This window comes from Amycolatopsis marina (assembly GCF_900111885.1).
GTDB lineage: Bacteria > Actinomycetota > Actinomycetes > Mycobacteriales > Pseudonocardiaceae > Amycolatopsis > Amycolatopsis marina.
Genome location: NZ_FOKG01000025.1, coordinates 1 through 21,228, shown reverse-complemented (window position 1 = coordinate 21,228; position 21,228 = coordinate 1). Strand labels below are relative to the sequence as shown.

Genomic DNA, 21,228 nt, shown 5'->3' with positions numbered 1-21,228 from the left:
TCTTCGAACGGTCGATTGACACACAGCCCACTTCGGGGAAAGGTCTGGACCATGTCTTCCCGAATCGCCCGCGCCGTGCTGGCCATCGGGCTCGCGCTCGTCCTGCCGTCCTCGATCGCGGCGGCGGAGCCCGTCGCGGCGCCGACCGGCGCGTCGCTTCCGGTGATCACGCCGACGCCGCAGCAGTTGCAGGCCAACGGGCGCGCGGTCCGGGTCCCGGCGGAGGTCGCGGTCATCTCGGGCGCCGGTGCCGACCGGGCGAGCCAGGACCTGGTGCGCACGACACTGGAGGCGGCGGGCGCGCGGGAGATCCGGACCTCAGGGCGGGCGGCGCTGACGGTGGTGCTCGGAACCATCGACGACCCGGTGGTCGCCGCGGCGCTGGAGAAGGCCGGCGGTGAACGTCCCGCCGACCTGGCCCCTGAGGGGTACTCACTGGCCGGAAGGGCCTACGGCGGTGGCGGCGTGTTTGCCCTGGCAGGTAACGACGACGACGGCGTCTACTACGCGGCTCAGACGTTCCGGCAGCTCGCCGAGCACCGGCGCATCGCAGCCGTGTCCGTTGTGGACCATCCGCTGATGGCGCTGCGGGGGAGCATCGAGGGGTTCTACGGCGCTCCGTGGTCGCATGCCGATCGGCTCGACCAGCTGGCCTTCTACGGCGATGTCAAGGCCAACACCTACATCTACACCCCGAAAGACGACGTCTACCTGCGGGAGAAGTGGCGGGAGGCTTACCCGCCCGAGGAGTTGGGGCGGCTGAAGGAACTCATCGACGCCGCCGCCTACCACCACGTGCAGTTCACGTACGCGCTCTCTCCAGGGCTGTCCATCTGCTACAGCGACCCGGCCGACCTGCGCAGCCTGACCGGCAAGCTCGGCTCCCTCTACGAACAGGGCGCACGCAGCTTCTACATCGCGCTGGACGACATCAGCTACACCGAGTGGAACTGCGCGGCCGACGAGCAGAAGTACGGCGCGCCGGGGCGGGAAGCGGCTGGGCATGCGCAGGCCGACCTGCTCAACGCCGTCCAGCGCGACTACCTGGACACGCTCGACGGAACGAAGGCGTTGCAGATGGTGCCCACCGAGTACGCCGATGTGCAGGACTCTCCGTACAAGAAGGTGCTGCGGGAGACGCTCGACGAGCGCATCGTCGTGCAATGGACCGGAACGGACGTGGTGCCGCCGGCGATCAGCGTCGCCGACGCCCGGCAGGCGGCGCAGGTGTGGGGGCGCAAGGTTTTCCTGTGGGACAACTACCCGGTCAACGACTACGGCCAGACCACGGGACGGCTGCTGCTCGCGCCGTACGACAAGCGTGAGGCGGGCCTGCACGAGGCGCTCGGCGGCATCGTGCTCAACCCGATGAACCAGGCGGCACCGAGCAAGGTGGCACTGTTCGGCGGTGCCTCTTTCGCCTGGAACGACCAGGACTACGACCCGGAACGCACCTGGCGTGCCGCGGCGGACTACCTGGCGGGCGGCGATGACGTGACGGCGCGCGCGTTGCTCGCCTTCTTCGACACACAGCACCTCGCTCCGACGTTCGGCGAGCACGCGTGGCAGCCGCAGGCGCCGGTACTGCGGGGCGTGTTGGACGAGTTCCGTGCGGCGTGGCAGGAGCCCAAGCAGCGCAAGGCCGCGCTACGGGAGTTGCGGCCGTACGTGGACCTGCTGGCCGCGGCGCCCGCGCGGATCCGCGCGGGGGTGGACGACCCCGCCTTCATCGCGCAGACCGAACCATGGCTGGACGCGCTACAACTGTGGGGCCAGTCGCTGCAGGCGACAGTGGACGGGCTGGCGGCAGGCGAGGCAGGCGATTCGGCGGATGCGCATTTCGCCAGGGCTGCCGAGTCGGCCGAGCAGGCGTCGGCCATCCGGACGATTCCGGGCACGACCAGGCCGCAGGGGCCGATCAAGGTGGCCGACGGGGTACTGGACACGTTCATCGCGCAGGCGCCCGCGCTCCTGTCAACCGGCTGACTTAACCCGGATGGACCTTTCGTACCGGTAACTAACCACCTTACGTTCGACGAACTGGTGGAAATCCGGGCGGGAGGCAGAAATGTCGGTGCGGTGGAAGAGATCGGGCTTCGCCACGGTGATCGCGGCGGTACTCACCGCGGCAACGCTGACCAGCGGTGTGGGAGCCGCGGCCGAGCCGGAAGACCAGGTCTCGCTGCTGCGGGTCGCGGCGGCGACGGACGCCGAGGTGAACCGTCTCGTCGCCACCGGCCTGGATGTCAGCGAGCATCGCGACGCCGATTCGGTGGACGTCTTCGCCCACGGCAGCGGCGACCTCGACCGGGTGCGGGACGCGGGCTTCACCTATGAGGTGGTGATTCCGGACCTGGTCGCGCACACGAAGGCGGTGCTCGCCGAGGACGAGGCGCGGGCGCGCACCATGGCCGCGTCGCCGCTGCCGACCGGGCGCAACACCTACCGCACCTACTCCGACTACGGCACCGAGATGGACGCGCTGGTGGCGCAGCGCCCCGATCTGGTCCGGCCCATCGATCTGCCACACAAGTCGTTGCTGGGCAAGACGATCTCCGGGGTCGAGATCGGCCACGACGTCGCGGAGCAGGACGGCAGGCCGACATTCCTGCTCGTGGGCACCCACCACGCCCGCGAATGGCCGACCGCCGAGATCGCGATGGAGTTCGCCACCGATCTCGTGCAGAACGACGGCGAGGACCCCCGTGTCACCGGCCTGCTCGACCAGGCGCGGATCATCGTCGTGCCGGTCGTCAACGCCGATGGTTACGACATCTCCAGGAGCTACATCCACGAGTACAAGCGCAAGAACTGCCGGGTCGCCGACGGGGCGGTGCCCACTCCCGCGCAGTGCGCGGACGCGGACAACTCCCGGCTGGGCGTGGACCTCAACCGCAACTACGGCGGAAACTGGGGCGGCGCCGGTGCGAGCACGAACCCGGCCAGCGGCACCTACCGGGGAGCGGCCCCGTTCTCCGAGCCGGAGGTGCGCAACATCGTCGAACTGGTGACCTCGAGACAGGTCACGTCGTTGCAGAGCCTGCACAACTACGGTTCGCTCGTGCTCCGGCCACCGCAGCAGTCCAGCACGCCGCTGACCGTGGACGAGGAGACCTACGCGGCCATCGGCGATCGGCTCGGTGACGCGACCGGCTACCGGAGCATCCCGTCCTACCAGCTTTACGACACCAGCGGCAGCACCGGTGAGTGGTCGTACTTCACCACCGGCGGCTTCGGTTTCGAGTTCGAGCTGGGCGGCGACAACTTCCACATTCCCTATCAGCAGGGTGTGATCGACCAGTACTTCGGGACCGGCTCGGCGGAGGGTGCCGAGGGCGGTGTGCGCGAGGGGCTGCTGCGCCAGTTCGAGATCGCGGCCGACGACGACCACCACGCGGTGATCACCGGTACCGCACCGAAGAAGGCGCTGCTGACCCTGGAAAAGTCGTTCATCCAGTACACCGCGCCGGTGCGGCAACCGGATGGCACCACCGGGCCGAGACTGCCGGTCCCCACCACCCTGACGTCGTCGCTACCGGTGTCCGGGGACTTCTCCTGGGACGTCAACCCCTCGATCCGTCCTGATCGGACCGGCCACGCGATCGCCGAAAGCTGGACGTTGCGCTGTGCCAAGCCGAACGGCAAGGTGCTGCAGGAGGTTCAGGTGACGGTGGCGCGCGGGGAGACCGAGACCGTCGACCTGTCGCAGTGCGCGGGCAAGGTGAAGCGTTGAGGTGGAAGGCGGCGGCGGTCACGCTGGCAGTGCTCGCCGTACTCGGGATCGGCACCGCGAGCGCGAACTACTCCACGGACCCGGGTGCGCAGGCGGAGCTCCGGCCCGGGCACAGCAGACTCGACACCATCCAGCGGCGGGGCGAGGTGCAGGTGTGCAGCACCGGGGACTACCGACCGTTCACCTATCGCGACCCGGTCACCGGCGAATGGACCGGCATCGACATCGACATGGCGCGTGACCTGGCCGAGCGGCTCGACGTGCGGCTCACTATCGTGCCGACGACCTGGGGTCGAATTCTCCAGGACCTCGGTCGGCGCTGTGATCTGTCGGTCGGCGGTATCTCGGTGACGCTGGATCGGGCTACGCAGGCCTTCTACAGCGAGCCGTACCTGCGGGACGGCAAGACGCCGATCACCCGCTGCGAGAACGTGGAGCGGTTCCAGACCCTGGAGCAGATCGACCGGTCCGGGGTCAGGGTGATCGTCAATCCGGGTGGTACGAACGAGCGGTTCGCCGAGGACAACCTGAGGCAGGCCACGATCGTTCGGCACCCGGACAACAACACGATCTTCACGGAGATCATCGCCGGGAACGCGGACCTGATGATCACCGACGCCACCGAGACGCGGTGGCAGGCCGAGCAGCACCCCGAGCTGTGTGCGGTGCACCCCGACCAGCCGTTCACGTTCTCCGAGAAGGCTTACTTGTTGCCGCGTGGCGATGTCGTGCTGCAGGAGTGGGTCGACCAGTGGCTGCATCTCGCCCGCAACGACGGAACCTACGACCGGATCGCGAAACCCTGGCTTGGCTGAGTCCCCGCTCAGTCCTCATCCTCCGGCATCAGGATCCAGGATGCGGCGTAGATCAGCACCGGCACTCCGACGCCGAGGATCGTGGTCGCGACAAGCAGGATGCGCAGGATCGCCGCGTCGACGCCGAGCAGCCTGGCCCAGCCGCCGCATACCCCGGCGATCATCTTGTCGGACGAGCTCCGGCGCAGCTTCTTGACGGACTGATCGGTTTGTGTGTCGTACGTGGTGTTGGTCATGACTCAATGGTGCTCCGCGCGAGGTCGTGGCACATCAGGGAAGGCCCCGGAGTGCACCCGGAGCCGCGGACCCCGAGATCGGTAGGGGGTGTGCTTGAGTGTGCAGGGTGAGTGACGAGTTCGAGGAGTGTCGGCAACATCTCTGGGCGGTGGCCTACCGGATCACCGGCACCATCAGCGATGCCGATGACGCCGTTCAGGATGCCTGGCTGCGCTGGCAGGGCACCGACCGTGACGCGGTGGTCGAGCCGCGTGCCTTCCTCACCACGATCGTGAGCCGGATCTGCTATGACATGCTCACCTCCGCCCGCGCTCGGCGGGAGTCCTATGTGGGCGAATGGCTGCCGGAGCCGCTGCTGTCCGGCGACCCGAATCCGGAAGCGCGGATCACCATGGACGAGTCGGTGAGCGTTGCCATGCTCGCCGTGCTGGAACGGCTGAGCCCTGCCGAGCGGACCGCTCTGGTGCTGCACGACGTCTTCGCCGTGCCGTTCGGCGAGATCGCCGGAATCGTCGGTCGGAGTACCCAGGCCGTGCGCCAGGCCGCATCCCGTGCGCGCAGGCAGGTCCAGGAGTACGGACCACGGCGGTCGGTCGACCTGCCCGCGCACCGGAAGGCCGTGGAGGCCTTCGCCGCGGCCGTGGAAACCGGAGACCTGCCGGGGCTGGTGGCGGTGCTGGATCCCGACGTGGTCTGGCGCGCCGACGGCGGCGGAGTGGTCAACGCGGCCAGGGTTCCGGTCTCCGGCAGGGAGAAGGTCAGCAGGCTGCTGACCGGGCTGGTCGAGAAGTTCTATGTCGGGAGAGGGCTTTCCGCGCGGCTGGAACTGGTCAACTCCGAACCGGGCCTGGTGATCCGGGAGGCATCCGGCGCGGTGAACAGCGTGCTCGCGTTCTCCGTCCACGAGGGCCTGATCACCGAGGTGGACGTCGTGCTCAATCCCGAGAAGTTGCGCCATCTCCCGATGTGACCCGAGTCATGGTCACGTTCTGCCTCGTTGTGTCGTCTCCCTTGCATACGAAGGAGGCAGACATGACACACGTCGTTGTACTTGGTGCTGGATATGCGGGCCTGACCACCGCACTGCGGCTCGGCCGGGGCCAGCGCGTCACGATCGTGGATACGGCGGCGGACTTCACCGAGCGCATCCGCCTGCACGAGTACGTGGCGGGCAGGCCCAGCGTGTCGATTCCACTGACCGAGTTCACGAAGGGCAGGGACATCGCGACCGTGCGCGACACGGTGACCGCGATCGACCCTGAGCGCCGGACGGTGCACACCGGCGGCGGCAGGGAGATCACCTACGACATCCTGGTTTACGCGCTCGGCAGCCGCACCGACACCAGGACGCCGGGAGTGGCGGAGCACGCGTTCACCGTGGAGAACGCGAGCGAACTGCGTGAGCGGGTGCGTGCGGGTGCCGGGTCGGTGGCGGTCGTCGGTGGCGGACTGACCGGCATCGAGATGGCCGCCGAGTTGGCCGAGGCCTACCCAGGCCGCGGAGTCGAACTCGTCACCGCCGACGCACCGGGAGATCGGCTTTCGGTAAAGGGCAAGGAATACCTGCGGGCCGCACTCGAGCGGCTCGGCGTCACCGTGCGCCCAGGTGTGCGAGTGTCGCATGTGGACGAAGGGATGCTGCGGACCGACAAAGGGGACATCACTGCCGAGGTGATCGTCTGGGCGGCGTCCTTCGCCGTGTCCGCGCTGGCGGCCGAGGCCGGGCTGGACGTCGACGACCGTGGCCGGATTCGGGTCGACGACACGCTGCGTTCGCTGTCCCACCCCGATGTATACGCCGTGGGGGACGCGGCTGCGGTACACGTTCCCGGTGTCGGTGAACTCCGTATGTCCTGTGCCTCGGGGATGCCGGTCGGCGCGCACGCGGCCGATGCGATCACCGCGCGGGCGGCAGGCAGGGAACCAGCGCAGTTGAACTTCAGGTACTTCATCCAGTGCGTCAGCCTTGGCAGGCGGGCCGGACTCATCCAGGCCGTGCGGGCCGACGACTCACCGAAGGAGTGGGTGCTGCGGGGCAGGGCCGGGGCGTTCGTGAAGGAGCAGATATGCCGCTCGACCGTGTCCTCGCTACGCCTGCTCCGCCGTACTCGCCACGGCTACTGGTGGCCGAAGCGTCGCACACGATCCGCCGTCCCGAGCGCGCCGACCGGGAGTTCGTCGACGAGTTCCCGGTGACGGGGCACGCGTCACCGGAACTCGTCGACGAACTCCCGGCGTCCGGCTACGCGGTGCAGCCGGTCGAGCCAGCGGTCCCGCGTCACCCGGTCGGCGGCGACGTAACCGAAGAGATCCGGTTCGGGCGCTTGTGTTCGCACCGTCAACTCGCCGTCCACAGGCGTCAGTGAGCTGGCGGTGACATCCGCGGACAGCAGGGAGGTCGTGCCGAGGCCACAGGCGAAGTCGAGTTCCGGCAGGGCCGCGGCCAGCGCGAGTTCCGCGGCAAGGCCGACACTGCTCTCCACGGCGGAGGACACCACGCACGGCAGTCCGCAGGACTCGGCGACCTCCAGCGCACGCCGCACCCCGCCCAGCGGGGCGACCTTGAGCACGGCCACGTCGGCGGCACCGGAGACCGCGACCTTCATGGGGTCCTCGGCCCGGCGGATCGACTCGTCCGCCGCGATCCGCACGTGCGTCCTGCGGCGAACCGCGGCGAGCTCCTCGATGGTGGGGCAGGGCTGCTCGACGTATTCGAGACCACCGGCAGCCCGGTCGAGGTCCGCGATCGCCGACACCGCCGCGTCGGTTTCCCATGCGCCGTTGGCGTCCACCCGGATCGCGCCCCCCGCACCGAGCGCGTCGCGTACCGCCGCGACCCGCTCGCAGTCCTCGACATGGGTGGAACGGGCATCGGCGACCTTGATCTTGGCGGTTCGGCAGCCCGATTCCACGGCGATGTCGTATGCCTCCTGCGGGCCCACCACGGGAACGGTGGCGTTGACCCGCACCCGGTCCCGGAGCGGTGCGGGCCATCCCCGCTCGGCGGCTTCGAGTGCCGACCGGAGCCAGGGAACGCACTCGTCGTCGGAGTAGTCGCCGAACGGGCAGAACTCGCCCCAGCCTGCCTGCCCGTGCAGCAGAACTCCTTCCCGCACGGTGATTCCACGGAAACGATTGCGTAGTCCGATCGCGTAAACCCGGGCAGTGGCGAGGTCCATCACCCGATCATGCCAGTGCCTGCGTGGCCGGTTTGGCGCGTGGGGGCGCGGGTAGCCGATTCAGTGCACAACCCACAGCAAGTGAGGAGTGACGAACGTGTCGGACACACTCAGTGGACGCCGAGTGGCCTTTGTCGCGGCGCCGGAAGGCACCGAGCAGGTGGAGCTGACCGAGCCGTGGAAGGCCGTGCAGGACGCGGGCGGCCAGCCCGAGCTGGTGTCCGTCGAGCCCGGGACCATCCAGGGGTTCAATCACCTGGACAAGGGCGACACCTTTCCCGTGGACAAGGTGGTGACCGAGGTCTCCGTGGACGACTATGACGGCCTGGTGCTGCCGGGAGGGGTGGCCAACCCGGACTTCCTGCGGATGAACGCCGACGTGGTGCGGTTCGTCGGCGAATTCTTCGCCAAGGGCAAGCCGGTCGCGGCGATCTGCCACGCCCCATGGACCCTCATCGAGGCCGACGTGGTCCGCGGCCGCCGGATGACGTCCTGGCCGAGTCTGCAGACCGATCTGCGCAACGCGGGCGCGGAGTGGGTCGACGAGGAGGTCGTCGTGGACTCGGGCTTCGTGACCAGCCGGAAGCCGGACGACCTGCCCGCCTTCTGCGACAAGATGGTCGAGGAGATCGGCGAGGGCGCGCACCGTCAGCAAGCCCGCAGCAGCGTCTGACGCTCACTTCCGGACGAGCACCTGGTCCAGTGACTTGCGGACCAGATCGGGTACCTCGCAGTCCGCTGCGGGGTACCCGACGGGGATCACCGCGAACGCCTTCTCGTTGCGGGGCCTGTCCAGCACCTCGCTGAGGAACTTCATCGGTGAGGGCGTGTGGGTGAGGGCGGCGAGCCCGGCCAGGTGCAGGGCGGTGAGCAGCATTCCGACGGCGATCCCCACGGACTCGTCGACGTAGTAGTGCTTGCGCACACTCCCGTCGTCCAACAGCGTGAACCGCTGCTGAAAGACGACGACCAGGTAAGGCGCATCGGTGAGGTGCGGTTTCACGTCGTCGGTGCCCAGCGGCCGCAGAGCTGCCAGCCACTCCTCGCCCAGCCTGCCCTCGTAGGAGATCCGTTCCTCCCGCTCGGCCTCCTCCCGGATCCTGCGGCGCAGTTCGGGATCCTCCACCAGCACGAACGTCCACGGCTGCTGGTGCGCGCCGCTCGGAGCCGTCGAGGCGACGGCGATCGCGTCGAGCACGACCTGCTCGGGAACGGGATCGGTGGAGAACCTCCGCACGGTCCGCCTGGTGTCCATCCGTGCACGAAGTTCCGCGGCGGCGCACAGCGATGCCTCGACGGGCATCCGTGCCGGACGGTAGGGGACTCCGCGGTAGTCGTGGCCGTGTACGGAACTCCACCGGTCTGGTCGGTCCGGTGCGGGGGCTGCGGCGTCGACAACGCGATCGGCATCGGTCACGGCGGCAGTATGGCAACTCCGGGGCCTTGAGGAGAAGGCCGATTACCCGAATATCGTACTCACACGTCCGGATTCCGGACGGCGCCGACGCCCAGAAGTTCGGCGAGCGCGATCGCGTCGGTCGGCGCGTGCACCTTGGCGTCGTTGTCGAAGTAGACGAACACGTCCCTCCGGCTGCGCGGCGCCCGGCTCCCGACCGTGTGCTCGGTCCGGGGGCTGCCGCCCCTGGCCCAGTCGGTGATCCGCCGTGCCCAGCGGTCCAGCGCCTCGGCGCCGTAGCCGCTGGTGTACAGCTCCTCGTCGCCGTGCAGGCGCACATAGACCAGGTCGGACGTCACGTCCTCCAGGTACGGCCAGGTGCCTGCCGAGTCCGCGACCACGAGTGCGATGTCGTGTTCGCGCAGCAGGTCCACCAGCTCGGCGGTCGCGAAACCGGGGTGGCGGACTTCGAGCGCGTGCCGCAGGCGACGCTCCTCGCCGGGATCGGTCCAGGGATCTCCCTTCAGCCGGTCATCGTGCCGCCGAGCCAGTGCCGCGGCCTCCGTCGTACTGCGGGGCAGCAGCCGGAAGAACGTCGTCAGCCGATCCACGTCGAACGGCAGCCGGGCAGGCAGCTGCCAGAGCAGTGGTCCCAGTTTGTGCCCGAGTGCGAGCGGTCCCGAGGCGAAGAAGTTCGCCAGCGGGGTCTCCACGTCGCGCAGTTGCTTCAGATGCGTGATGAACCGCCCGCCCTTGACCGCGAACACGAAGTCGTCCGGTGTCTGCTCGAACCATGTCCGGTAGCGCTCCGGGCGTTGCAGCGAGTAGAACGAGCCGTTGATCTCCACCGTGCGCAGCCGCCGCGACAGGTACTCCAGTTCCCGGCGCTGGGGCAGCCCCTTGGGGTAGAAGACGCCCCGCCATGGTGGGTACAGCCAGCCCGAGGTGCCGATCCGGATTTCGGTCATCATCTCCTCGTCAACATGTCGGCGAGGGGTTACCCGGACAGCGCGAATCGAATCCGGACCAGCCGCGATCCGGGCACTGTCCGTCAGGTCACCGCACTGTCCGGACGGGTGGCGTCGCGATCATCGAGCAGATACCGCAGGAAGGCTTCGGGTTCGTTGAGAAACCTCCGGGTCAGGGCCACCGGAAGAGCCTGGTCGTAGTGGACCTGCTCGATCGCGCCGTCGTCGTCGATCTGCAGGATCCGCGCACCGGGTGCGGCGAGCAGTACCGGCGAGTGGGTCGCGATGACGAACTGGCTGCCCTGCGCCACCAGGTCAGCGATGCGGGTGATCAGGGAAAGGCAGCCCCGTACCGACAGTGCCGACTCGGGTTCGTCGAGCACGTAGAGCCCGTTCGGCCCGAAACGGTGGATCACCAGGTCCAGAAAGGACTCCCCGTGAGAGCGTTCGTGCGGTGAGACACCGCCGTAGGCGGGTAGCAGCGGGTACGGGCTTTGCTTGTCGAGATACTCGATCTCGGTGGCGACGTTGTAGTACGCCTCCGCACGAAGGAAGTAGCCGGTGCGTGGTTTGTGGATGCCCCAGCGCAGCACTAGATAGTCACCCAGGAAACCGGCGGCAACCGCGAGCCCTTCGACCAGGGTGGACTTGCCTGTGCCGTTCTCGCCGACCAGGAACGTCACAGCCGGATCGAGCGCCAGATGCTCGATGCCGGCCAGCTGTTGCACCACAGGCAGGGTGAACGGATAGCGGCCGGTGGCGGACTCCGCGCTGAGCCGCACGTCACGGATGAAGCCGCCGCCGGACGCACCGTGGGAGCTGGTGCTCCTGCTCATCGCGGACCCGGTAAACGTGCCATCCGACAAGGATAGGCAGCGCGACGTTCAGTCCCACCAGAAGCGCCATCGCCTGCGGCCGGCGAGATCCGCGCCGAACTCCCGCATGCCGCCTGGTTGGCCGGTGAAGTTCTCCAGGCAGAAGGCGCGGTGCTCGGCGGCCAGCGCCAGCGAGTGGTCCCTGGACTTCGGCGGGGCGGCCACGGAGAGTTCCAGTGAGTCGAACCCCAGCGCGATCAGCACCGCGCCGAACCGCTCCTCCCAGCTGCGCAGTACGGCCGAGACAGCCGCGACGTCGTCGGTGGTGTTGATCATTCCGGCCCAGCCGAGTAGCGCGGGCACGTCGGCGGGCCGTTCGGTCTCGATCAGGCCGAGGCGGCAGTTCGCCCGCGCGGCGAGGATCGAGCCCGTGTTGCCCGCCTCGGCGAGCGGATCGGCCCTGCGTGCCGACCGCTGCGCGAGCCCGGGAAACTCCGTGCCGAACGGGCGCAGGCAGGTGCCGTCACAGCACGGCTCGCGCCACCATCCGGCGAGTGTCCTGGCCACGTCGACGTCGGCGATTCGGTCATCCGCGGGCGCGAGCCTGCCCCTGTCGACCGTCCAGTCCTCACCGCTGCGCTCGAAGCGGGAGTCCCGTGGAATCAGCACCGGCCACAGGCCGGTGCGCGGATGGGCGGCGACACACGCGAGGTACCGGTTCGGGTCGTCGAGCGGGGAGTCCGACACCCACAGCCTGCCCTGCCAGCGGCCGGGCGGAAGGGCGAGCTCGGTGGTGGGGTTGTGCGGGTGCAGCTGGACCACGGTCATGGCGAGTCCCCTCGAGTCGGTGTTCGGCGGTGTCCGCGACAACGGATCGAACACTAGTTCGAGGGTCTGACAGTTTTGGGGCGCCCCGAATGGCTGGAGCGGATCTCATCCGTGTGGGTGCGCGGGGGTGCGGCGCAGAGCGCACACGGCTGTCCCTGGAACGCGCACAGGGGTGCACAGGACGCGCACAGGGGTGCTGTCAGAGGTAGGCGTCGGCGTCGTGGATTGTGTAGGCGTAGCCCTGTTCGGCGAGGAAGCGCTGGCGGTGGGCGGCGTACTCGGTGTCCACGGTGTCGCGGGAGACGACGGAGTAGAAGTGCGCCTGCCTGCCGTCGGCCTTCGGGCGCAGCAGCCTGCCGAGGCGCTGTGCCTCCTCCTGCCGGGAGCCGAAGGTGCCGGAGATCTGGATGGCCACCGAGGCCTCCGGCAGGTCGATGGAGAAGTTGGCCACCTTCGACACCACCAGGGTGTTGATCTCGCCCTGTCGGAACGCCTCGAACAGCGACTCCCGCTCCTTGTTGCGGGTCGAGCCCTGGATCACCGGAGCGTCGAGCTCGTCGCCGAGTTCCTCGAGCTGATCGAGGTAGGCCCCGATCACCAGTATCTGTTCCCCGGCATGCTTGTCCACTATGGACTTGATCACCGCCGTCTTCGTGTGCGCCGTCGCGGCGAGCCGGTAGCGCTCCTCGGCCTCCGCCGTGGCGTACGCGATGCGCTCCGCCTCGGTGAGGGTCACGCGCACCTCGATGCACTCCGCGGGCGCGATCCATCCCTGCGCCTCGATGTCGCGCCACGGCACGTCGTAGCGCTTCGGGCCGATCAGTGAGAACACGTCGCCCTCCCGGCCGTCCTCGCGCACGAGTGTCGCCGTCAGCCCGAGCCTGCGCCGGGACTGCAGGTCCGCGGTCATCCGGAACACCGGCGCGGGCAGCAGGTGCACCTCGTCGTAGACCACCAGTCCCCAGTCCCTGGAGTCGAACAGCTCCAGGTGCCGGTACTCGCCCTTCGTCTTACGGGTGACGACCTGGTAGGTCGCGATGGTGACCGGGCGGATCTCCTTGCGCTCGCCGGAGTACTCGCCGATCTCCTCCTCGGTGAGCGACGTGCGCGCCACCAGTTCACGCTTCCACTGCCTGCCCGCGACGGTGTTGGTCACCAGGATCAGGGTCGTCGCCCCTGCCTGGGCCATCGCGGCGGCGCCGACCAGGGTCTTGCCCGCGCCGCAGGGCAGCACCACGACACCGGAACCGCCTGCCCAGAACGCCTGCACCGCCTGGCGCTGGTACTCCCGCAGTTGCCAATCCCGCTCGTCGAGTGCGATGGGATGCGCTTCACCGTCGACGTACCCGGCCAGGTCCTCGGCGGGCCAGCCGACCTTCAACAGCGCCTGCTTGAGCCTGCCCCGCTCGGACGGGTGCACGAGCACGGTGTCCTCGTCGATCCGGGTGCCGAGCATCGGGTTGATCTTCTTGCTCCGCAGGACCTCTTCCAGCACGGCCCGGTCGGTGGTCGCCATGACCAGCCCGTGTGCCGGGTGGTTGGTGATCTGCAGCCTGCCGAACCTGCTCATGGTGTCCACCACGTCGATCAGCAGTGGCTGTGGCACAGGGAAGCGCGAATAGCTCGTGAGCGCGTCGACCACCTGCTCGGCGTCGTGCCCCGCCGCTCGTGCGTTCCACAGCGCGAGCGGGGTGACCCGGTAGGTGTGCATGTGTTCCGGCGCGCGCTCCAGTTCGGCGAACGGAGCGATCGCCATCCGGGCGTCGTCGGCCTGCTCGTGGTCGACTTCGAGCAGGACGGTCTTGTCGGACTGGACGATCAGCGGGCCATTGCTCACATGGTCCTTTATACGTGCCGGTCAGGCCCTTCTTCCGCGCCGGTCAGCCGAGCCCGGGAGTCGGCAGCAGTGACTGCACGTCCAGCCGGGCGCCGATCAGGCCCGAGTTGTGCATCAGGTCGGCCACCCGTTGCAGGCGGACCGCGCTGATCGAGGTCGGATAGTCGCCGAGCGAGACGAGCGCGGCCGTGGTCTCGTCCACGTCGGCAAGGCCGGGCAGCGCCTTCCTGATCACCATCGGGTCCCCGCCGTGCTGTTGCGCCTCGCCGAGGACCTGCCGGAACAGCGTGAGTGTTCGTGGGCGGGATTCGGCGAAGGAGACGGTGGCGGCATAGCTGGAAACGGGGAAGCCGAGGGTGGCGCCACGGGCCGTGTCCAGCACCATTCGCGCGCCGAAGTCCTTCTCCGCCCTGGTGATGTGTGGCTCGGTCATCCAGGCCGCGTCGACGTCGCCGGACCTGATGGCGTCCACCATCGTCCCCGGCTCGCGCCGGACGAAGGTGATCCGCTCCGGATCGACCCCGGCTCCGCTGAGCGCCGAGCGCGTCGTGAGGGTGCCGAGGTCGTCCAGCGTGTCCACGGCGATCTCCGGGAACCGCAGGTCGTTGGGTGCCTGCAGCGCCGACTCCGGCAGGGTCACCAGCGCCATCGTGTTACGGCCCGCGGTGTACGCCTCGCCCTGCAAACGCAGCGGATTTCCGTCCGCTGCCGTCTTGAACAGCGCCACGTTGCTCGCGAAAGCCACGTCGAGTTCGCCCTCGGCCAGCTTCGTCAGCGCGTCCGTATCATTGGTCTGTTCCACGAGTTCGATCTGCAGCCCCGCGCGCTGGAACCGGCCGTCGGCGACCGCGATGCGCAGGGGCGCGGTGTCGATGGCGCTGCCGACGCCGACGCGAAGGGTGCGCTGCTCGGGAACGAGGGGCTCCGGTTGCGGGTCGCCGCCGAGAAATGAGCAACCGCTCAGTAGCAGGGTCGCGCAAAGGAGAGCTAGTGCCGTTCGCGCACAGGCCCTCATTCGGTGGCTCCCATGGACCGAGAGAATCTGGTTTCGTGGTGGAGCTTAGGCGGTGCGAGGCAATAGCATCGCCGGCGGGCCGCACGGGGATGGACCGGGTTCCGGAACCACATGCCGGTCGCTACCCTCCAGTAGTTTCTTACGCGGTGTCCCCGGAGCGTCGTGTAGCGCGCAAGGCGCAGCGGTTGAAGAAGGAAGCCAGGTGACCCGTCGCAGTAGTCGTCCCCGTGATGGTGACGCGGCGGATCCACAGGACGCCGGCACCAGCACGGGTGGCCGTTGGCGGCTACGGAACTGGCGGTTGCGCACCAAGCTGCTCGCGGTGCTGCTCATCCCCACCCTCACCCTGGTCACCCTGGTCGGTCTGCGGATCGGGGCGGACCTGGACCGGGCCGAGCAGTTCGCCGAGGCCGCGACGCGGGTCAGGGTGGACGATCGCCTCGCGGCCGTGATCCACGAACTGCAGCGGGAGCGCGATCTGACCGTCCGCTACGTGGCCGCGGGCAGGCAGGGAGACCTGCCGGGCCTGCGCGACCAGCGGGAGCGGGTCGACGCCGCGATCGGCGAGTTCGACCGGGAGTTCGCGGACGCGCGAGCGAGGCTCTCCGACACGGCGTCGGTGGGATTCCAGCGCAGTGAGGACCGGCTCGGTCTGCTCACCGGGCTGCGGTACTCCGGCGAGCACTCCACCTACCCGGCGGGCGCGGTGCTGCGCTCGTACAGCGAACTGATCTCCGGCCTGCTCGACGTCGGGGACGAGGCAGCCTCCGAGCCCACCGACCGTGAGCTGACGCGGATGCGCCTCGCGGTCAACGCCCTCGCCAGGGTGAAGGACCAGATGTCGGTCAAGCGCGCGATCGTGGCCTCCGCGCTCGCGACCGGCGAGCTTCCGGCCAACCAGCAGCGGGCCCTGCTGGGCGCGGAGGCCGAACTCGCCGCGGCCCGCAGCGACTACACGAAGTTCGCCACAGCCGAGCAGCAGCGCATGTATGACGACACGGTCATCGGCCTCGTCGTCGACATCGGCAACGGCATGGTCGAGTCGGTCCTGAACCGGGCCGAGGACGGCGAGCCGCTGGCCGGCCTCGACGCCGGGCAGTGGGACGTGGCCGCCACGTACACCGTCAACCTTGCCGAGCAGGTGCAGGACGCGGTGCTCGTCCAGTTGCGCCAGCGCACCGACACGCTGGCGGGTCAGGCCAGGGAGGCGGCGTCCTGGGACGCCGCGATCGTGCTCGGTGTCCTGCTGGTGGGCGGCATGCTGGCCGCGATCGTCGCGCGTTCGCTCCTGCGGCCGCTGCGGACGTTGCGCCGCACGGCGCTGGACGTGGCCGAGCACCGGCTGCCAGCCGCGGTCGAGGAGATCCTGGCCGATCCCGACCCGCGTCCCGAAGGCGTCCGCCAGCTGCGCGGGGTTGCCCCGGTACCGGTGTACAGCCGGGAGGAGCTCGGTGAGGTCGCCAGGGCTTTCGACGTCGTCCACGGGCAGGCCGTGCGTCTCGCCGGTGAGCAGGCGCTGCTGCGGGAGAACGTCAACTCGATGTTCGTCAACCTGTCCAGGCGCAGTCAGCAGCTGGTCGAGCGGCAGCTCTCGGTGCTCGACCGGATGGAGGCGGACGAGCAGGACCCGGACACTCTCGGCGGGCTGTTCGAGCTGGATCACCTCGCCACCCGCATGCGGCGAAACAGCGAGAACCTGCTGGTCCTTTCCGGGCAGGACCTGGGACAGGGAGTGGACGGCGCGATCTCCGCCGAGGAGATCATCGGGGCCGCGCTCTCGGAGGTCGAGCACTACCAGCGGATCGAGATCGTCTCGACCCCGGAGCTCGCGATTCGTGGCGACGCGGTCAGCGACCTCGTGCACGTCATCTCCGAGTTGCTGGAGAACGCCACCGAGTACTCGGGCAACGACGCCCCGGTCACCCTGGTCAGTTCGGCGACCGTGGCCGGTGACTGGCGGATCGAGATCACCGACAGAGGCGCGGGAATGCCTCCCGCGGAGATCGCACGGGTGAACGCCCGGCTGGCCCAGCCGCCCGAGGTGGACGTCGAGGTCTCCCGGCGGATGGGGCTCTACGTCGTCGCCCGGCTGGCTCGCAGGCACCAGATCGGGGTGCGGCTCGGCGCGGCCATCGAAGGTGGTCTCACGGCGACGATCATCGTTCCCGCTGCGCTCGTCACCGACGTCCCCGAACAGCAGGAGCCACCGCCCGCGCCGCCGCCGGAGCCGGAGCCGGAGCCCGCGGCGCAGCCCGAACCTGCCGGTGAACTCGTCGCCGAGCACACGGGGCATCTCGAGCAGGGGGAGCCGGATCTGCCGGGGCCGCTGTACGTGCCGCTGAATCTCATCCAGCCGCTGCCTGATCCGCCGGAGACCCCTTCGCCACCGCAGGTCGCCGAGCGCCCGTCACTGGACCGCTCGCTCGCGGAGCACGGTCCGCCCCGCAGGGCGCCGGTCGAGGACTGGGACGTGGTGCCTGCCTGGCCCAGCGAGGAGGACGATCCCGACGGTGAGTTCAACTTCGACGGGCCGACCGAGCGAATGCCCGCCTACGAAAAGGTGCTCTCCGAATGGTTCGGCACCGGTGCGCACGCGCGGGACAGCGAGCCTGACACCGTTGAGCTGGAGCGGGTGCAGCCGGTCTGGCCGAACGCGGAACAGAACGGTGAAGAGCCGCCCACGTTGCCGAAGCGGGTGCCACACGTCGACCTCATTCCGAGTGTGACCGACACCCCGCTGATGGACGACGGGCCGATCGTCTCCAGAGCCCCCGACGCCGTGCGCTCGCGAATGGCGAGCCTGCAGAACGGAGTGCGGCGGGGGCGGCACCAGCGACGCGAGGACGTGGCGGCGGAAGGGAACTGGGATTGAGCGAGCGCAGCGGCCTGCTGGAGGTGATCGCGCTCGGACCGCGCGACGCCGAGTGCGCCCAGGAAGGGGGCGCCGATCGACTCGAACTGGTCGCCGACATGGCGGCGGACGGGTTGACCCCCGCGGTGCGGGTCGTCCGCGAGGTGCTGGCGGCGACCGACCTGCCGGTGCGGGTGATGTTGCGTGACTCGGCGTCCTTCGCGGCCGCCGACCCGGCAGGACTGCGCGCCGCAGCGGCGGAACTGGCCGATGCGGGCGCGCGCGAGTTCGTCCTCGGTTTCCTGACCGTTGCCGGGCGGGTGGATCGGGCTGCCTGCACGGAACTGATCGCCGTGCTGCCGGGCTGCGCGTGGACTTTCCACCGGGCGGTCGACCACGCCGCCGACGTCGTCGCCGCGCACCGGGAACTGGCCGGGCTCGGCTGCGACACCGTGCTCAGCGCGGGCCATCCGGCAGGGGTCGAGCACGGTCGCGAAGTCCTCACGGAGGTCGCGGTGCGGTCGGAACCGCCGGTGCTGCTGGTGGGTGGCGGCCTTCGGGAGGGCATGGTCGCGCCGTTACGCGCCGCAGGGGTGCGGGCCTTCCACGTCGGCAGCGCCGTCCGGCCGGGTGGCTGGGAGTCCACAGTAGACGTCGATGCCGTGCGGCGCTGGTCCCGGCAGGTGCATGACCCGCTCAACGCGACTGCCGCGCCTCCAGCCACCGGGCGAACCGGGACAGCGAGTAGTTGACGACGAAGTAGACCAGCGCCACGACCAGATACGTCTGGATCAGCAGGTGATTGTAGTTGGCGAGCACCCGCGCGCTGAACAGCAGTTCCGTGTAGCTCACGATGTAGCCGAGCGAGGTGTCCTTCAGCAGTCCGACGGTCTGGCTGACCAGTGAGGGCACCACCCTGCGGATCGCCTGCGGCAGGATCACGTGCCACATCGCCTGTGCCGGCCGCAGCCCGAGCGCGGCGGCCGCCTCGCCCTGACCGCGTTCCAGCGACAGGATCCCGGCGCGGAAGATCTCGGCGAACTGGGCCGAGTGCGACACCGCGAGCGGGACCACCAGTTTCCACAGCAGCGGCATGTCCATGCCGTAGCGGGGTAGGGCGAACAGGACCACGAAGACCAGCAGTAGTGCCGGGATGACCCGCACGACCTCGACGTACGCACGGGCGGGGACGCGCAGGACGGTGAACCGGGACACGCGCGCGAAGGCGAGCAGCAGCCCCGCGCTCGCGGCGATCGCCGCGGACAACGCCGCGGCGACCGCTGTCGAGGCGAGCCCGTCCAGCAGGTAGCGCCACATCGGCCAGGTGCCGTACGGCGCCCACTTGTCGGCCGCCAGCTGGCCGTTGATCGCGAACTGGCGGATCGCCAGCGCGAGGGCCAGCGCGCCGAGCACGAGCGCGGCGACCGTGGCGATGCGGATCCGCCGCCTTGCTCGTGGGCCCGGCTCGTCGAAGAGCAGGTTCGTCGGGCTCACCGGTGGATCACCAGCCTGCGCTCCAGTACCCCGAACACGGTGGAGATGAGCAGCGCCAGCAGGCCGTAGGCGACTCCGGCCGCGGTGAAGATGACGATCGGATCGGACTCGACGTTGTTGACCCGGCTGGCCGACGCGGCCAGTTCGACCACTCCCGCCGCCGCGGCCAGCGCCGTGTTCATCAGCAGCATGATCGTGAGGTTGCCCAGCGGCTGGATGACGCTGCGCAGTGCCTGCGGCAGGATCACCTGCGCCAGCGACTGGCGGAAGCCGAGGCCGAGCGCGCGGGCGGCCTCCGCCTGCCCGCTGGCCACGGTGTTGATCCCGGTGCGCAGCGCCTCGGCGTAGTACGCGCCCTGGTACAGCGCTATCGCGATGACGGCCGTGGTGATCAGGTCGAACTGGATGCCGATCTCCGGCAGGCCGAAGACGAACAGGATGATCCAGACCAGCAGTGGAATGTTCTGGAACAGCTCGACATAGGCCGTGCCGAACGCCCGCAGCGGACGTACCGGAGCGACCCGGCAGCACACGATGACGATCGCGACCACTGCCGCCCCGGCGAAGGAGGAGCCCGCCAGCTGGAGTGTGCGCAGGATGCCCTCGCCGAACTCGCCTGCGTGCTCGAACACGACGTTCATGTGTTCCTCACGACCCCACTCTTGCGCGAAAGTGCGCGGTGGTAAGCCACTGAGCTGGGCTTACCCGCACCGGCCGCGCACTTTCCCGCAAAAGTGCGTAGGTCAGGAGCCGGGGACAGAACCGATCTCCGGCGGTTTCGGTGCCTCGCCCGCGACGACCGTGCCGAGCGAGTCCTGCCACACCTGCTGCCAGATGCCTTCGGCCTGCAGCTTCTTCAGCCAGTTGTTGACGAACCGCTTGAACTGCTCGTCGCCGCGTTTGAGGCCGATGCCGTAGGGATCACTGGTGAACGGCTCGCCCACGATCTTGATCTTGTCGTTGAGCTGCGCGTTCGCCGCGAGCAGGGTGAGGTCCTGCACGTACGCGTCGCCGCGGTTCTGCTCCAGCGCCTGCATGCACTCCGGGTCGGTGCCGAAGGTGACGATCTCGGCGTCCGGGGCGACCTCCTTGATCGCCTCGATGGCCGGGGTGTTGGCGCCCGCGATCACCTTCTTGCCGTTCAGGTCGGCAGGGGTGTTGATGTCGTTGTTGTCCTTGGTGGTGGCGATCGACTGACCGGAAAGCAGGTAGGGCCCGGCGAAGGCCACCTTCTCGGCGCGCTCCGGGGTGATCGTGTAGGTCTGGAACACCACGTCCACGGTGCTGTTCTGTAGCAGCGCCTCCCGTGTCTCCGACCCCGAGTTCACGATCTCGGCGTTTGGCTCGCCGATGATGTACTTGGCGAGCAACTTCCCCAGGGTGGCGTCGAAGCCCTCGGTCTCACCGGTGGTCGGGTTCTGCTGGGAGAGCAGTGGTGCGTCGAGCGAGCCGCCGACCAGCATCTCTCCCCGCTGTTTGATCGCGGCGGCTGTGGTGCTCGCGCCGATCTCCGCTTCGCTCGCCACCGGAGCCCGGTCCAGCACGCTCTCGGTGGCCTGCGCACCGCCCGAGTCGCCGCCGGGTACGGCGGCATCACCGCCAGAGCATGCGCTGACCGCTCCCAGAAGGCCGACAGCGCCGACCGCTGCGATCAGCCGGCGTGTCGAGAACGCCAAAGTCATGGTGGACCCGTTCCTAATCAGTTCTGGGAGTGAGCTATCCGGCACACTCCTGCTGGTAGCCGGCCGGCAGGTGAGCACTCTCGGTTCCTGGATTTCGAGTCCTGGTGAAAGACAGTGCCCCTGCCGGTAGGCCGGGAGAGTTGATCGCTGCTGGGATGTCGTGCCCCGCGTGAGGGTTGCGGGAAGCACTGCTTGATTAGGTCGCTGATGGTTCTCCCGCTGGCTGCACAGGGTGATCGGCATCGAGAGCGGGAGGACCGTTGCGACTGTTCGTGGGAGATGACTGGGCCGAGGACCATCACGACATCGAGCTGATGGACATGGCCGGACGTCGGCTGGCCAAGGCTCGCCTGCCCGAGGGCGTGGCGGGGATGGCCC

19 protein-coding genes are annotated in these 21,228 nt (G+C 69.0%); 8 read left to right on the top strand and 11 right to left on the bottom strand.

The genetic code is table 11. The annotated features are described in order from the left end of the window. Positions 1-51 precede the first annotated feature (51 nt). The 3 genes from BM199_RS28600 (at position 52) to BM199_RS28590 (ending at position 4,548) form a co-directional block, all read left to right on the top strand. Entirely contained in the window at positions 52-1,986 is a 1,935-nt protein-coding gene (locus BM199_RS28600) for a glycoside hydrolase family 84 protein (protein ID WP_091678047.1), read from the top strand. Between the two features lie 82 nt (positions 1,987-2,068). Beyond that, entirely contained in the window at positions 2,069-3,733 is a 1,665-nt protein-coding gene (locus BM199_RS28595; protein WP_091678046.1) for a M14 family zinc carboxypeptidase, read from the top strand. After that, positions 3,730-4,548 carry a transporter substrate-binding domain-containing protein gene (locus BM199_RS28590; RefSeq protein WP_091678043.1) on the top strand — a complete coding sequence of 273 codons (819 nt, stop codon included), beginning with the start codon at positions 3,730-3,732 and terminating at the stop codon, positions 4,546-4,548. Before BM199_RS28595 ends, BM199_RS28590 begins: the two co-directional genes overlap by 4 nt. Before the next feature lie 8 nt (positions 4,549-4,556). On the opposite strand, the gene BM199_RS28585 is transcribed toward BM199_RS28590, so the two are convergent. Further along, positions 4,557-4,784 carry a PspC domain-containing protein gene (locus BM199_RS28585; RefSeq protein WP_091678041.1) on the bottom strand — a complete coding sequence of 76 codons (228 nt, stop codon included), beginning with the start codon at positions 4,782-4,784 and terminating at the stop codon, positions 4,557-4,559. A 107-nt stretch (positions 4,785-4,891) separates the two neighbouring features. On the opposite strand from BM199_RS28585, the gene sigJ reads away from it, so the two are divergent. Both sigJ and BM199_RS28575 read left to right on the top strand, forming a co-directional pair. After that, positions 4,892-5,755, top strand: coding sequence for an RNA polymerase sigma factor SigJ (gene sigJ, locus BM199_RS28580; RefSeq protein ID WP_218160458.1), 864 nt, complete (start codon positions 4,892-4,894; stop codon positions 5,753-5,755). 62 nt (positions 5,756-5,817) lie between these two features. Beyond that, entirely contained in the window at positions 5,818-6,981 is a 1,164-nt protein-coding gene (locus tag BM199_RS28575) for an NAD(P)/FAD-dependent oxidoreductase (protein ID WP_091678035.1), read from the top strand. A gap of 11 nt (positions 6,982-6,992) precedes the next feature. On the opposite strand, the gene BM199_RS28570 is transcribed toward BM199_RS28575, so the two are convergent. Next, the gene (locus BM199_RS28570) at positions 6,993-7,964 is read right to left on the bottom strand and encodes an o-succinylbenzoate synthase (RefSeq protein ID WP_091678032.1); all 972 of its coding nucleotides are present in this window, start codon (positions 7,962-7,964) and stop codon (positions 6,993-6,995) included. A gap of 97 nt (positions 7,965-8,061) precedes the next feature. On the opposite strand from BM199_RS28570, the gene BM199_RS28565 reads away from it, so the two are divergent. Next, complete coding sequence (locus BM199_RS28565; RefSeq protein WP_245788853.1) at positions 8,062-8,637, top strand: type 1 glutamine amidotransferase domain-containing protein; 576 nt, start codon at positions 8,062-8,064, stop codon at positions 8,635-8,637. Between the two features lie 3 nt (positions 8,638-8,640). Here the strand turns inward: BM199_RS28565 and BM199_RS28560 are convergent, their stop codons facing one another. The 6 genes from BM199_RS28560 to BM199_RS28535 all read right to left on the bottom strand — a co-directional run bounded on the left by BM199_RS28560 (position 8,641) and on the right by BM199_RS28535 (position 14,823). After that, positions 8,641-9,267 carry a nitroreductase family protein gene (locus BM199_RS28560; protein ID WP_091678030.1) on the bottom strand — a complete coding sequence of 209 codons (627 nt, stop codon included), beginning with the start codon at positions 9,265-9,267 and terminating at the stop codon, positions 8,641-8,643. A 173-nt stretch (positions 9,268-9,440) separates the two neighbouring features. Continuing rightward, positions 9,441-10,328 (bottom strand): DUF72 domain-containing protein, encoded by an 888-nt coding sequence (locus BM199_RS28555; RefSeq protein WP_245788851.1) that lies wholly within the window; start codon positions 10,326-10,328, stop codon positions 9,441-9,443. Positions 10,329-10,411: 83 nt separating this feature from the next. Beyond that, positions 10,412-11,164 (bottom strand): AAA family ATPase, encoded by a 753-nt coding sequence (locus tag BM199_RS28550; protein WP_091678024.1) that lies wholly within the window; start codon positions 11,162-11,164, stop codon positions 10,412-10,414. Between the two features lie 48 nt (positions 11,165-11,212). Next, the gene (locus BM199_RS28545) at positions 11,213-11,971 is read right to left on the bottom strand and encodes a DUF4253 domain-containing protein (RefSeq protein ID WP_091678166.1); all 759 of its coding nucleotides are present in this window, start codon (positions 11,969-11,971) and stop codon (positions 11,213-11,215) included. Positions 11,972-12,170: 199 nt separating this feature from the next. Further along, on the bottom strand, positions 12,171-13,808 hold the full coding sequence (locus BM199_RS28540; protein WP_091678021.1) for a DNA repair helicase XPB: 1,638 nt from the start codon (positions 13,806-13,808) through the stop codon (positions 12,171-12,173). Positions 13,809-13,851: 43 nt separating this feature from the next. Beyond that, positions 13,852-14,823: an ABC transporter substrate-binding protein gene (locus BM199_RS28535; RefSeq protein ID WP_091678018.1), complete on the bottom strand. Its 972-nt coding sequence runs from the start codon at positions 14,821-14,823 to the stop codon at positions 13,852-13,854. 202 nt (positions 14,824-15,025) lie between these two features. Here BM199_RS28535 and BM199_RS28530 point away from each other — a divergent pair, with 202 nt between their 5' ends. After that, a complete protein-coding gene (locus BM199_RS28530) occupies positions 15,026-17,695 on the top strand; it encodes a sensor histidine kinase (RefSeq protein WP_091678016.1) in 2,670 nt (889 codons plus the stop codon). Continuing rightward, the gene (locus tag BM199_RS28525) at positions 17,692-18,426 is read left to right on the top strand and encodes a copper homeostasis protein CutC (protein WP_091678013.1); all 735 of its coding nucleotides are present in this window, start codon (positions 17,692-17,694) and stop codon (positions 18,424-18,426) included. The genes BM199_RS28530 and BM199_RS28525 overlap by 4 nt, the downstream gene beginning before the upstream one ends. Here the strand turns inward: BM199_RS28525 and BM199_RS28520 are convergent. The 3 genes from BM199_RS28520 to BM199_RS28510 all read right to left on the bottom strand — a co-directional run bounded on the left by BM199_RS28520 (position 18,371) and on the right by BM199_RS28510 (position 20,850). Continuing rightward, positions 18,371-19,168 carry an amino acid ABC transporter permease gene (locus BM199_RS28520; protein ID WP_091678010.1) on the bottom strand — a complete coding sequence of 266 codons (798 nt, stop codon included), beginning with the start codon at positions 19,166-19,168 and terminating at the stop codon, positions 18,371-18,373. The two genes, BM199_RS28525 and BM199_RS28520, sit on opposite strands and share 56 nt — an antisense overlap. Continuing rightward, on the bottom strand, positions 19,165-19,809 hold the full coding sequence (locus BM199_RS28515; protein WP_091678008.1) for an amino acid ABC transporter permease: 645 nt from the start codon (positions 19,807-19,809) through the stop codon (positions 19,165-19,167). The genes BM199_RS28520 and BM199_RS28515 overlap by 4 nt, the downstream gene beginning before the upstream one ends. A gap of 102 nt (positions 19,810-19,911) precedes the next feature. Continuing rightward, positions 19,912-20,850 (bottom strand): glutamate ABC transporter substrate-binding protein, encoded by a 939-nt coding sequence (locus BM199_RS28510; RefSeq protein ID WP_091678003.1) that lies wholly within the window; start codon positions 20,848-20,850, stop codon positions 19,912-19,914. Positions 20,851-21,228 lie beyond the last annotated feature (378 nt).